This window comes from Hafnia psychrotolerans, from assembly GCF_014639435.1.
GTDB classification, from domain to species: Bacteria; Pseudomonadota; Gammaproteobacteria; order Enterobacterales; family Enterobacteriaceae; genus Ewingella; species Ewingella psychrotolerans.
Genome location: NZ_BMFZ01000001.1, coordinates 36,301 through 48,646, shown reverse-complemented (window position 1 = coordinate 48,646; position 12,346 = coordinate 36,301). Strand labels below are relative to the sequence as shown.

At 55.2% G+C, this 12,346-nt stretch carries 13 protein-coding genes and 1 pseudogene; 4 read left to right on the top strand and 10 right to left on the bottom strand.

Annotated features, from left to right (window positions below; translation table 11 throughout):
* Nucleotides 1-408 (top strand): hypothetical protein (locus tag IEV89_RS21560; RefSeq protein ID WP_229746312.1); only part of this gene is annotated, 408 nt, incomplete at its 5' end.
* Between the two features lie 209 nt (nucleotides 409-617).
* On the opposite strand, the gene IEV89_RS00245 is transcribed toward IEV89_RS21560, so the two are convergent.
* From IEV89_RS00245 to IEV89_RS00235, 3 genes are read right to left on the bottom strand one after another with little or no spacing between them, the layout of a single operon-like run.
* Nucleotides 618-1,163 carry a 1,2-dihydroxy-3-keto-5-methylthiopentene dioxygenase gene (locus IEV89_RS00245; protein ID WP_188469257.1) on the bottom strand — a complete coding sequence of 182 codons (546 nt, stop codon included), beginning with the start codon at nucleotides 1,161-1,163 and terminating at the stop codon, nucleotides 618-620.
* Between the two features lie 12 nt (nucleotides 1,164-1,175).
* Nucleotides 1,176-1,862 (bottom strand): acireductone synthase, encoded by a 687-nt coding sequence (mtnC, locus tag IEV89_RS00240; protein WP_188469255.1) that lies wholly within the window; start codon nucleotides 1,860-1,862, stop codon nucleotides 1,176-1,178.
* Complete coding sequence (locus tag IEV89_RS00235; protein WP_188469253.1) at nucleotides 1,859-2,473, bottom strand: methylthioribulose 1-phosphate dehydratase; 615 nt, start codon at nucleotides 2,471-2,473, stop codon at nucleotides 1,859-1,861. The genes mtnC and IEV89_RS00235 overlap by 4 nt, the downstream gene beginning before the upstream one ends.
* Nucleotides 2,474-2,637: 164 nt before the next feature.
* On the opposite strand from IEV89_RS00235, the gene IEV89_RS00230 reads away from it, so the two are divergent.
* Both IEV89_RS00230 and IEV89_RS00225 read left to right on the top strand, forming a co-directional pair.
* Nucleotides 2,638-3,798 (top strand): pyridoxal phosphate-dependent aminotransferase, encoded by a 1,161-nt coding sequence (locus tag IEV89_RS00230; RefSeq protein ID WP_188470298.1) that lies wholly within the window; start codon nucleotides 2,638-2,640, stop codon nucleotides 3,796-3,798.
* A complete protein-coding gene (locus tag IEV89_RS00225; RefSeq protein ID WP_188469251.1) occupies nucleotides 3,786-4,559 on the top strand; it encodes an amidohydrolase in 774 nt (257 codons plus the stop codon). The genes IEV89_RS00230 and IEV89_RS00225 overlap by 13 nt, the downstream gene beginning before the upstream one ends.
* A 162-nt stretch (nucleotides 4,560-4,721) precedes the next feature.
* Here the strand turns inward: IEV89_RS00225 and IEV89_RS00220 are convergent, their stop codons facing one another.
* Nucleotides 4,722-5,231 carry a DUF1993 domain-containing protein gene (locus IEV89_RS00220; protein WP_188469249.1) on the bottom strand — a complete coding sequence of 170 codons (510 nt, stop codon included), beginning with the start codon at nucleotides 5,229-5,231 and terminating at the stop codon, nucleotides 4,722-4,724.
* Between the two features lie 297 nt (nucleotides 5,232-5,528).
* Here IEV89_RS00220 and IEV89_RS00215 point away from each other — a divergent pair, with 297 nt between their 5' ends.
* Nucleotides 5,529-6,839, top strand: coding sequence for a glutamine amidotransferase-related protein (locus IEV89_RS00215; RefSeq protein ID WP_188469247.1), 1,311 nt, complete (start codon nucleotides 5,529-5,531; stop codon nucleotides 6,837-6,839).
* Between the two features lies 1 nt (nucleotide 6,840).
* On the opposite strand, the gene hpxK is transcribed toward IEV89_RS00215, so the two are convergent.
* From hpxK to IEV89_RS00185, 6 genes and pseudogenes are all read right to left on the bottom strand, one after another.
* Nucleotides 6,841-8,103, bottom strand: a complete 1,263-nt coding sequence (hpxK, locus tag IEV89_RS00210; protein ID WP_188469244.1) for an allantoate amidohydrolase — start codon at nucleotides 8,101-8,103, stop codon at nucleotides 6,841-6,843.
* A complete protein-coding gene (locus tag IEV89_RS00205; RefSeq protein WP_188469242.1) occupies nucleotides 8,103-9,341 on the bottom strand; it encodes a pyridoxal-phosphate-dependent aminotransferase family protein in 1,239 nt (412 codons plus the stop codon). The genes hpxK and IEV89_RS00205 overlap by 1 nt, the downstream gene beginning before the upstream one ends.
* 23 nt (nucleotides 9,342-9,364) lie before the next feature.
* Nucleotides 9,365-10,114 carry an amino acid ABC transporter ATP-binding protein gene (locus IEV89_RS00200; protein ID WP_188470296.1) on the bottom strand — a complete coding sequence of 250 codons (750 nt, stop codon included), beginning with the start codon at nucleotides 10,112-10,114 and terminating at the stop codon, nucleotides 9,365-9,367.
* A gap of 21 nt (nucleotides 10,115-10,135) precedes the next feature.
* Nucleotides 10,136-10,762, bottom strand: a pseudogene (locus IEV89_RS00195) (amino acid ABC transporter permease); the annotation flags it as partial.
* A 2-nt stretch (nucleotides 10,763-10,764) separates the two neighbouring features.
* Nucleotides 10,765-11,430, bottom strand: coding sequence for an amino acid ABC transporter permease (locus IEV89_RS00190; protein WP_188469240.1), 666 nt, complete (start codon nucleotides 11,428-11,430; stop codon nucleotides 10,765-10,767).
* Between the two features lie 21 nt (nucleotides 11,431-11,451).
* Complete coding sequence (locus IEV89_RS00185) at nucleotides 11,452-12,243, bottom strand: transporter substrate-binding domain-containing protein (protein ID WP_188469238.1); 792 nt, start codon at nucleotides 12,241-12,243, stop codon at nucleotides 11,452-11,454.
* Nucleotides 12,244-12,346: the final 103 nt, after the last annotated feature.

Here is a 12,346-nt window from a genome sequence, read left to right as displayed (position 1 = left end):
TTTGAATTTGAATTTGAAAAAGCCTCGGCCGCATTCAAAACGACGTCGAATAAGCGGTGGAAAACCGCGCGTCAGTTTGCGCGGGTTGTAACCCGCAATGAGAGCACCGCGCAGCGGCGGCGTTTGCGGCTGTCGTCATGGTCCCTGAAACACGGCCATGGTGACCCGCGCAGCTGCCGGTGTTTCATGAAAAAGCGCGGAGTCCAGAGGCCCGCGCGATTGCGGGTCTCTGGTCGGTGTGGGCCGACGCCCACGGTCTTGATGTTGAATTTGTGTTTGATGTTGATGTTGATGTTGATGTTGATGTTGAATTTGAATTTGAATTTGAATTTGAAAAAGCCTCGGCCGCATTCAAAACGACGTCGAATAAGCGGTGGAAAACCGCGCGTCAGTTTGCGCGGGTTGTAACCCGCAATGAGAGCACCGCGCAGCGGCGGAGTTTGCGGCTGTCGTCATGGTCCCTGAAACACGGCCATTGTGACCCGCGCAGCTGCCGGTGTTTCATGAAAAAGCGCGGAGTCCAGAGGCCCGCGCGATTGCGGGTCTCTGGTCGGTGTGGGCCGACGCCCACGGTCTTGATGTTGAACTTAAAAGAGTTAAAAGCCTTTCTAAAAGGCTCACTCCCCTAACTTCGGATAATCATCCGCAATTTTATCGCCCGTAAAGTGCGCCACCCATCCCTCGACATTATCGAACAGGCGAATCGCCGTAAATGACGGGTAACTCCCCATATCGAACCAGTGACGAGTTTTGGCAGGCACGGAGATCAGGTCATTCTTCTCACACAGAATCTGGAATATTTTACCCTCGAGATGCAGGCAAAACAGCCCTGCGCCATCGACGAAAAAACGCACTTCGTCTTCACCATGAGTATGTTCGGAGAGAAACTTGGTGCGCAGCACTCCACGCTGCTCATTGTCCGGCCGCATGCTGATGACATCCCAACTTTGATAGCCCTTCTCGGCCACCAGCTTGTCAATTTCATGTTGATAGGCGCTGATCACCTCCGCAGGCTGCGGGTTATTGCCGAGTTCGCGATCTGCCTGCCAGCGCTCAAAACGCACGTTGATCTTGTTCAGTTCCGTTGCAATGTCCCCACCATCACGGCTGTGCCAGATTGGCGCGGAAGGATCCTGGTCACTAAAAATAGTCAAAGCACTCATGCGTAAACCTCTTTATAGAAATGTTTCTAAGGCTATCTGATCAAAACGATTGACCTGCGGGTGGTCGCTCAACGCGTCGGCGTCATCACGGATCAACTGACAGGTGTGCCATCCGGCCAGGCGGGCTGCATCCAGCTCTTGGCGAATATCGGAGAGGAACAATATCTCTTCCCCAGGCAAGAGCAGTTGCCCGGCAATATTCTGGTAGGGCTCCGTTTCACGCTTAGCCCCCACACGGGTGTCGAAATAGTGACTGAACAATGGCGTGAGATCACCTTCATCGCTGTAACCGAACAACAGTTTTTGCGCATCGACTGAACCGGAGGAGTAGACACAAAGTCGCAGATTCTGCTGATGCCACACCTTTAACTGCGGTGTAACATCGGGATAAAGATGCCCGCGAAAATCACCGTTTTCATAGCCGCTACGCCAAATGATGCCTTGCAACACTTTCAGCGCTGTGGATTTCACGTCGCCATCCATGAAGGCATAAAGCTTTTCGATGAGGACATCCACACTGGCTTGCGGTTGGTCAATTTCCGCGCGTAATGCCTCCAGCGCGGCCGCCACGTCCGACTCACCCTGCTGGGTACGGATAAACGTCTCCAGTCGTTCGCGGGCATAGGGGAACAGCACCTGATGTACAAAACGGATATCCGTGGTGGTGCCTTCAATATCAGTAACAATCGCGCGGATCATTTAGCCTCCAGCAGTCGGCGTTGCAGTTCACACTGAAACAAAAACTCCAGTCCTTCAAGATGACGACGCGCTTCGGCCACATCGTTACCCCAACAAGTCAGACCATGACCACGCAACAGGAAACCGTATTGCAACGGCGTTTTTTCCGCGCTGGCAGCAATCTTTTGCACCAGCGCCGGAATGTCCTGACTGTTATCAAAAATGGGGATCACGACCTGGTCCAGATGCGTCGTCTGACCACGCAATGATTTTTGCATTTCGTAGCCTTCCAGCACCAGCGCACCACTGCGCTCAACACGCGACAGCACAGTAGAATTGACCGAATGGGTGTGCAGCACCGCGCCCACTTGCGGGTAGAGGCGGTATAGCAACGTATGCAGGCCGGTTTCCGCTGACGGCGTGCGTCCGCAGGGAGCCTTGCCACTGGCCAGGTCTACCCGCAGGAAGTCCTGCTCAGTCAGTGTGCCTTTATCTTTGCCGGACTCGCTGATCAAACAGTGTTCTCTGTCCTCGCGCACCGACATATTGCCACCGGTGGCCGGACTCCAGCCCTTTTGACCAATCCAGTGACAGGTGGCGGTCAATGCGCCCAGTTGTCTATTTTCTGACATGATGATCCTTGGCCCTGTGCGGCAAAAAGGGAAGATGAAAGCCTATATGCAGCCTAGCTATGAATTAGACGATAATGGCATTTAGCCGTCTAAGCGTCTCGATTGCCAAATCTTAACATCGTGTTATCATTATGAGCAACATACGTCCGCAAGACAGGCCCGCCATGAGTACAGCAGCGTTAGTTCCCCAGAGCAAACTTCCCGCATCAGGTGTGACGATTTTTACCCAGATGAGTGCCTTAGCGCAGCAGCACAATGCCATCAACCTGTCACAGGGTTTCCCTGATTTTGATGGCCCCGAATATCTGAAACAGCGTCTGGCATACCATGTCAGCCAAGGCGCAAACCAGTACGCGCCAATGACCGGCACCGCAGCACTGCGCGAAGCCATCGCCGCCAAGACCGAACTGATTTACGGCTATACGCCGGATGCCACCAGCGACATCACCATTACTGCGGGGGCCACCGAAGCGCTGTACATTGCTATCACGGCTTTGGTCGGTCCGGGCGACGAAGTGGTGGCTTTTGACCCAAGTTACGATTGTTATGCTCCGGCGGTCCAGTTAGCGGGCGGCGTGATGAAACGTATCCAGTTGCAACCGCCTGAGTTTAAGGTCGACTGGGCTACCTTTGCCGACAACCTGAGCGATCGTACCAAACTGGTGGTCATCAATACGCCGCATAATCCCTCGGCAACCGCCTGGAGCCATGACGATCTTGAGCAGTTGTGGCTGCGCATTGCGGACCGCCCTATTTTTGTCCTGAGTGATGAAGTTTACGAGCATATCTGCTTCGCCAAAGAGGGTCACGCCAGCGTGCTGCGCCACTCGCAACTTCGCCAGCGCGCCATTGCTGTCTCTTCGTTTGGCAAAACCTTTCATATGACAGGATGGCGTGTGGGTTATTGCGTGGCACCGGCAGCAATCAGCGTCGAACTGCGTAAAGTGCATCAGTATCTGACGTTCTCCATCACGACGCCGGTTCAGTTGGCGCTGGCTGATATGCTGCGCGAACAGCCCCAGCACTGGCAGAATCTTTCTGCGTTTTATCAGGCTAAACGCGACCGGCTAACGCAAGGGCTGGCAAAAAGCCGCCTGAAAGTGCTGCCCGGTGCGGGCACCTATTTCCTGCTGGTCGATTACAGTGAAGTCTCCGACCTCAATGATGTTGCCTTCTGCCACTGGCTGACCGAACATGTGGGCGTGGCAGCGATCCCGATGTCGGTATTTTGCGCCGCATCTTTTCCTCATAAACTGATCCGGCTGTGCTTTGCCAAGCAGGAAGCCACGCTGGACGCCGCTGCGGAGCGCCTGTGTCAACTTTAAAACTGTCCCTATTACAGCAACCCTTAGTTTGGCTGGATGGCGAGGCCAACCTTGCCCACTTCGACGGGCTGCTTGGCTCACTCACTGGCCGCGACCTGATCGTGTTGCCCGAGATGTTCACCACCGGTTTTGCCATGCAGGCCCCAGACCGGGCGCTGCCGGAAAGCCGGGTTATTGAGTGGTTACATCAGTGGGCGACCAGACTGGATGCCATGATCGGCGGCAGCGTGGCGCTGACGACAGAAAAGGGTGCAGTAAATCGCTTTCTGCTGGTTGAACCGCAGGGGAAAGTCCACTTTTACGACAAGCGCCACCTGTTCCGCATGGCCGGTGAGCACAACTATTATGTGGCGGGGAAATGCCGTGAAATCGTGGAATGGCGAGGCTGGCGTATTCTACCTCAGGTCTGTTATGACCTGCGTTTTCCGGTGTGGTCACGCAATCAACAGGACTACGATTTAGCGCTGTATGTCGCTAACTGGCCTGCTACCCGCAACCTTCACTGGTCAGCATTACTGACCGCACGCGCGATTGAAAATCAGGCCTATGTCGCCGGTTGTAACCGTGTCGGGAATGACGACTATGGCCATCACTACACGGGCGATAGCACCATCATCAATCCGCAGGGTGAGGATCTGGCCCGTGCTGAACCGGGCGCATCGGTGGTGATCACGGCGGAATTATCGCTGGAAGCGTTACAACAATACCGCGAAGCCTTCCCGGCCTGGCGCGACGCTGATATTTTTTCGCATCAAGAATAAGACGCCTATTCCCGGCCAAAGCGCAGCCGGGAATAAAATAAATAACCCAAATAATTCGAGGGGCAAGACGCGGGCAACTGAACGATGCCGATACGCTGACAATAAGTCAGTGATTCGGGGGAGGAAAGGCAGCCAACGACATTGCAGCTTGAAGTATGAGGATTATTTTATCTCACCGATGAAATCGGACTTACCCAACGTCACACCCAGATGACGCAGGATGTTGTACGCGGTGGTGATGTGGAAATAGAAGTTGGGTACGGCGAAGCTCATGATGTAGCTGTGGGCGGTGAAGTTGAGCTCATGGTTTCGGCCTTTGACCGAGATAGGGCGTGAATCATCGCCATCCAACTGATCGGCTTTCACGCTTTCGATAAAGCGAATGGTTTTGGCAATACGTGCCTGTAAATCGACAAAACTGGTTTCGGTATCTTCCATCGCTGGCGGTGTCACACCGGCCAGACGCGCCACTGCCCCTTTAGACACATCACTGACGATTTGTACCTGACGCACCAGCGGGTACATATCTTCTGCCAGGCGGCTGTTTAGTAAGGTTTCTTCCGATGTCCCGTTCTCCTGCGCCCAGGCAGCACCTTTCTCCAACAGCGCTGAAAGAGTGTGTAAACCGCGAACAAACTGTACTGCAGTGCTGCCATAAAGTGAGGCTGACATACAATTCCTTAATGAGTGATGAGAGAACAATCCGCCCTGAGCTTAGCGCTTTACCCACATGACCACATGGCCTTTTGTGTTGTCGCAGGGATAGCATACGTGGGTTGTGATCTTCCCCTCATATACCGATCACTGGCGAGCGGTGAGGTCGCGAGAGTTCGAAAGTTTTTGTACCCCATACCTGTTCGGTGAACGACCGGCGCATCTGCATCACCTCTTTTACAAAGCCACTCGGATACTGTGGATCGCTTCTTGCATTAAATCTCCCCGCTAAAAACATCTGACAGAGGCTTACTGATGACCATCACCTTTATTGCTCACTCTACGCCCGAACCTGCTCTGTACGGCGCGATGGCCGCGATACTTGCTGAACTGCGTGCGTTACCGCTATGTCACCTGCCCGTCACTCATGATGCAAACCGTTTCGCCAATGCACGCCAGTACGTCACCCGGCAAGGACATCAACTGGCCAGTGGGTTGGTATGGTTAGAACGCCTAACCGGTCGCGATGCGAGCGCCGAGTCTGACTTTAACACTTTGATAAACTGTGCATTAAAAGAAGATATTGTGGTGCCATCCATGCAGCCGATAAGCCAGGAGCTGACCAGATTTGCTGCCGAAAATGGTATCAACGTGGAGTTATTACGCGTGACGGAACAGCAGGGTAAATTCCAGCTTGAAGACGCCATCACCGGTAAAATCCGCAGCAACGGCTGGGGCCGCGATGCCTTCGGTCGCTGGGCACTCGGCACGGTTTCCCAACCGGTGATGCGTGCAGGAAAAAACCTGCGCGTGGCGTTAGTGGGCGATTTCGGCGAACACCGCGACAGCTATCCGGCAATGCTCGCTGCACTGGGAGATGCCGCCGATGCACTGGCATTGAGCATCGAAGTGGTTTATGTCACGCCACATCTTATCGGCAGCCAGCTCGACTGCACGCTATTTGACGTTGATGGCATTCTGTTACCGGGTGTGCTGAATTCTACGGAAGAAAACCCGTTAGTCGGCCAACTGGCCACCGCGACTTGGGCGATGGAAAATCGGCTACCGCTGCTAGGCATTAATCAGGGAATGCATCTTATGGTGGCCGCACTGGGCCAGCAGATATTGGGACATGACCGCGTGGTGATGCACGGCGCGACGACGCTGAATGGGGTGCAAACTAGCCTGCCGTCAGACACCCCACCGCAGCAACGTCTTGGTGATCAACGGATTTACAGTAAGGCGGGCAGCCGCGTTGAACAGGTGCTGGGCTGCGAAGCGACCCTGCGCTACAACCAGCGCTGGAGCCTCAACCCGCAGTTACTGGATGACTTGCAAAGCGCGGGCCTGTGCATCAGCGGCAGCGATGCGCAAGGCCAGGGAGCCGAAGCCATCGAACTGCATGACCACCCCTTTTTTGTCGGCGTGCAGGGCCAGCCTGATTTACAGTCGCGCCGCGAACGCCCCAGCCCACTGCTGATGGCCTTTCTACAGCAGGTCCGCCAATGTAACCGTCAGCGCGACGTCAGCCATGTCGCATTCACCAAAAGCGTGCGACTTAAACAGCCTTGTTTTTCGATGGCCTCTCTCTATGACGGAGAATTAAACGGGTCTGGGGTCATTTAATTCACTGGCGACTTGCGGGATGAACATACGCGAAGTTCAAAACGGTATTGATGTAAGCCTGAGTCGCCATCGCCACATCGCTTACCGTTACCGACTCCAGCGGATGATGGCTGATACCATCCTTACAGCGAACAAATAACATCCCAACCGGCCAGCAATCGGCAATTGCAATGGCGTCATGCCCAGCACCGCTGGGTAATAACATCGGCTGGCCCTGCAATGGTGTCACACTATGAACCAGTCTCTGTTGTAAATCGGGATCACAGGCGGTGGCATTAATACTGTAGAACTGCTCGGCATCAAAGGTCAGACCGCGATGGGCAGCAATCTGTTGCGCTTTTTCCAGCAACGCCTCCAACAAGGCATTAAGCAGCTCATCCCGTGGACCACGCACGTCGAGCGACAAATTGACCAGGCCGGGAATGACGTTCACCGCACCGGCCGGCACCTCGATATGGCCCACCGTCGCCACAAGATCGCAGCCTCTGGCGGTGGTGATGCTTTCAATCGCCAGCGTCCATTCGGCAGCGGCGGTCAGAGCGTCCTGACGCTGCCCCATCGGCACCGTTCCGGCATGACCCGCCTGCCCGGTGAAACGACAGTTCAGGCGGCGAGCACCGTTAATCGCGGTCACCACACCAAGCGGGACATCCGCGGCTTGTAGGCAAGGCCCCTGCTCAATGTGGCATTCCAGATAGGCGCAGAAGGCATTCGGCGCGCGGCGAGACTGCAAAATATTCAGCGGGTCCAGCCCGGCATGAAGCATCGCGCTGGCGAGAGAAATGCCCTGGGCATCGGTGCGTTGCAGCCACTCTTCCGGCCAGGTGCCCGTCAGGCCACGGCTGCCCAGCAGTGTGACGCCAAAACGCGTCCCCTCTTCGTCGGCAAAACCAACCACTTCAATGCTCATCGGCAAGCGGATACCGTTTTGATGCAGATGTGCCACCACTTCAATCGCGGTCAGCACACCGAGCGGGCCGTCATAACGACCCGCATTGCGCACGCTATCCAGATGCGAGCCAAGTAACAGCGCTGGCGCCGTTGAGTCCAATCCTTCGTAGCGCCCACAGACGTTGCCAACGCTATCGACCCAACTGTGCATACCGGCCGATGTCATCCATTCGCCGACCAGCCGGTTGGCTTGCAGATGCTCAGCCGAGAGATAAACCCGGGTCAACTGTCCCGGTGTTTCACTGATCTCAGCCAGTGCGTCACAGCGGGCCATTACCCGCTGGGCGGCATCTTGCGTTGAAGCATCGATCATTACCGGCCTCCCGTGTAGTGATCCCACGCGGCCTGTGAACCTGCGCCATATTTTGAGTCGAAACCGAGGCGATGCAACACCGCTTCAAGCGCCACCAGCGTCTGCATGACACAATCTTTGCGGGCGTTGTACCCCATGGTGCCGATGCGCCAGATTTTTCCAGCCAGAGGACCAAATGACGTACCGATTTCAATGCTGAAATCGTTAAGCATCATCTGTCGCACCTGTTCGCCATGAATGCCCTGCGGAATGACCACGCCGAGCACGTTGTTCATCCGGTGGTTCAGGTCACCAAACACCTCCAGTCCCATCCCCTGAATACCGGCCAGCAGCGCACTGCCGTGCAGTTGATGACGGGCGATACTGTTATCCAGACCTTCCTCAAGAATGATGCGTGCACATTCGCGGGAAGCAAACAGCATGCTGGTGGCTTCGGTGTGGTGGTTCAGACGCTCCGGCCCCCAATAATCCATGATCATGCCGAGATCGAAGTAATTGGAGTAAATCATCTCTTCGTCACCGTCAGCATGGTCGATGGTGCGGATGCCTTCCTCGACACATTTTCGGCGGCGGATTTGTTCTTCAAAGCGCGGACTGAGCGTGACCGGCGAGCTGCCGGACGGTCCACCGAGGCATTTTTGCAAACCGGCGGAGACGGCATCCAGTCCCCAGGTGTCGGTTTCCATTGGGTTACCGGCGAAAGACGCGGTGGCATCCGAATAGAACAGCACACCGTGGCGGCGGCAAATTTCGCCCAGCTGTTCCAGCGGTTGCAGCATTGTGGTTGATGTGTCGCCCTGCACGGTCAGCAACCAGCGCGGTTTCACGGATTTGATGGCGTCTTCAATTTGCTGCGGATCGAACACTTCGCCCCACGGCGCTTCGATAGTGTGCACTTCGGCGCGGCAGCGGCGAGCGATTTCACACAGTAGATGACCAAAGCGGCCAAACACCGGCACCAGCACTTTATCGCCGGGACGGATGCCCGACAGCAACACCGCTTCGATACCGGCGCGGGACGTGCCGTCGATCAGGAACGTCCACTGATTTTCGGTTTTGTACAATGCACGGTACAGCGCCATCACTTCGTTCATGTAGCCCGTCATCACCGGGTCATACTGCCCAACGAGCTGGCAGCTCATGGCCCGCAGTACGCGCGGGTCAGCGTTGATTGGCCCCGGCCCCATCAGCAGACGGGTTGGCGGGTTGATTTGTCCAACGGTTTGAATATCCAACATAACAAGTCCTTAAGAAGGGGTTATCAGACCGCAGCGTCACTGAGGCCACGTACGGATGCGATAAATTGCTTTAATTCAGGGGTTTGAGGATTGGCAAACAGTGCCCGGCTTTCGCCCTGCTCCCACACGGTGCCCTGATGCATGAACACCACGCGGTCGCCCACTTCGCGGGCAAAATTCATTTCGTGCGTGACCAGCACCAGCGTCATCCCCTCTTTGGCGAGTTGCTCAAGCACTTTCAGCACTTCCCCCACCAGTTCCGGGTCCAGCGCCGAGGTAATTTCATCGCACAGCAGCACTTTCGGGTTCATCGCCAGCGCACGGGCAATCGCTACGCGCTGTTGCTGCCCGCCCGACAGATTGGCTGGGTAGTAATTCATGCGGTCCGCCAGACCGACTTTATTCAGCACTTGCGACGCCAGCTCATGGCATTCGGCGGTGGATTTACCCAACACGCGGCGCGGTGCCAACATGACGTTTTCCAGCGCGGTCATATGCGGGAAAAGATTGAAGTTCTGAAATACCATGCCGACGGATCGGCTAATTTCACGCGCCTGGGAGTCGCGGTCGGTGATGGTCATACCGCCCAGTTTAATGCTGCCGTCCTGATAACCTTCCAGTCCGTTTATGCAGCGCAGCAGAGTACTTTTACCGGAGCCGCTGCGGCCAATGATGCAGATCACTTCACCGGCGTCGATGTCCAGATCCACACCTTTCAGCACGTGGTTCTGACCGTAATATTTTTGCACCTGATTAATCGTGATCAGCGGCATTATTTTTTCTCCACGCAATGTTTTCTCGAGGTAATGGCTGTACATCGAGAGCGGATAACACATCAGGAAGTAGCCGAGCGCCACCAGCCCAAAGACTTTAAACGGTTCATAGGTCACGTTGTTGAGCATGGTTCCCGCTTTGGTCAGTTCGACGAAGCCAATGATCGACGCCAGCGCCGTACCTTTGATCACCTGTACGGAAAAACCCACGGTGGGTGCAATCGCGATGCGCAGCGCCTGCGGTGCGATCACCCGCCATAACGTCTGCCCAAAACTGAGACCCAGACAGCGGCAGGCTTCCCACTGACCTTTCGGCAAGGCGTCAATACTGCCGCTCCAGATATCGACCAGATAGGCGCTAGTGTAAAGGGTGAGCGCCAGCGCGGCGGCGGTCCAGGGGCTGACATCAATGCCAAACAATCCCAGCCCGAAGAAGGCTAAGAACAGCTGCATCAGCAGCGGCGTTCCCTGAAACAGTTCAGAATACAGACGCACAAAACGCGTCGGCCAGTGTCGTTTACCCAGACGCATCAGTAACAGCGGTATGGTGACCAACGTGCCGCCGATAAACGCCGTCAGCGAGAGTAAAAGGGTCCAGCGTGCCGCCAGCAGTAAGTTGCGCACAATGTCCCAGTCGGTAAAGGTCATCATCAGCGGTAGCCCCCAAAGTAACGGCGTCCGGCAAACAGCAGGAGTTGACGCATCGCTACCGACAGCAGCAGGTAGAACAGCGTGGTAACCAGATACACCTCGAAGCTCAAAAACGTGCGCGACTGAATTAAGTTGGCGGCGAAAGTCAGCTCTTCATACGACACCTGCGACACCACCGAAGAACCCAGCATCACGATAATGCATTGGCTGACCAGCGCCGGATAAATACGTTTTAGCGACGGCGGCAACACCACGCGAAAAAATGTCTGGCGACGGCTCAGTCCAAGTACCCGCCCCGCTTCCCACTGGCCGTGAGGTGTCGCCTGAATACCGGCACGGATAATTTCAGTGCTGTACGCACCAAGGTTAATCAACATTGCCAGCAGTGCCGCTTCACCCGCAGTCATTTTCAGCCCCATGCCTGGCAAGCCAAACACGATAAAAAATAGCTGGACGACAAACGGCGTATTACGAATGGCTTCGACATAAATGCCCCATACCGTCCGCAACGTTTTGTTATTGCCGCAGCGGATGGCAGCACCGCAAATCCCGATAGCAATGCCGCCAACCGTTGCCATTACCGTCAGCTGGATGGTGGTCCACAGGCCGGACAGCAGCTCCGGCATATACGGCCACAGTGCAAGAAAATTCAGCTGATAGGTCATGTCGCTTCTCCCCTATCCTGCTCAGGAACCCAAATTCGCAGGCAGCGGTGCTTTCATCCATTTTTCAGAAAGTGTATTCAGCGTTTTGTCGCTTATCGCTTCCGCAATCAGTTCATTCACTTTCTGTTTTAGTGCCGGTTCGTCCTTACGCAGACCCACGTAGCACGGAGAGTCTTTCAGCATCACTTTGGAAACGGGCGCTTTGGCCGGATTCTGACGAGCAATGGCAGCGACCACTAAGTTACCGGTGGCAATGTACTCCACCTGACCGGAAAGGTAGGCCGACAACGTGGTGTTGTTGTCTTCGTAACGCTGAATTTTGGCGTCTTTTGGCGCCACATCAGTCAGTGCCAGATCTTCAACTGCGCCGCGCGTCACGCCGACGGTTTTACCGGACAGACCGGCCAGTGAAGTCATGTTGTCATTTTTGGCACCAAAAACACCGAGGAAGAACGGCGCATAGGCGTTGCTGAAATCGATGACTTTTTCACGCTCGGCGTTCTTACCCAGGCTGGAGATCACCAGATCCACTTTGTCTGTTTGCAGGTAAGGCACGCGGTTGGCGCTCGACACTGGCACCAGTTGCAACTTAAGTTTCATTTTGTCAGCCAGGTAATGCGCCATGTCAATGTCGTAGCCTTCAGGCTGTAAGTCCTTGCTGACCGAACCGAATGGCGGGAAATCCTGAGGTATTGCCACGCGCAGCACGCCGCGTTTCTGGATATCCTGCAACTGATTGGCCATCACTCCGGATGCCTGAAAAACTAACATCGCGGCACCTACCCACGCCAAAACCCGTTTGTTCATGTTCATAGATTATCTCCGGTGATTGAATGAGTGAAACGATAGATTCTCTTAATAAGCGTTCTGCAACTAATGTGCCAACGCATGCGCCGCAGATGAAATGAGAAAAAAG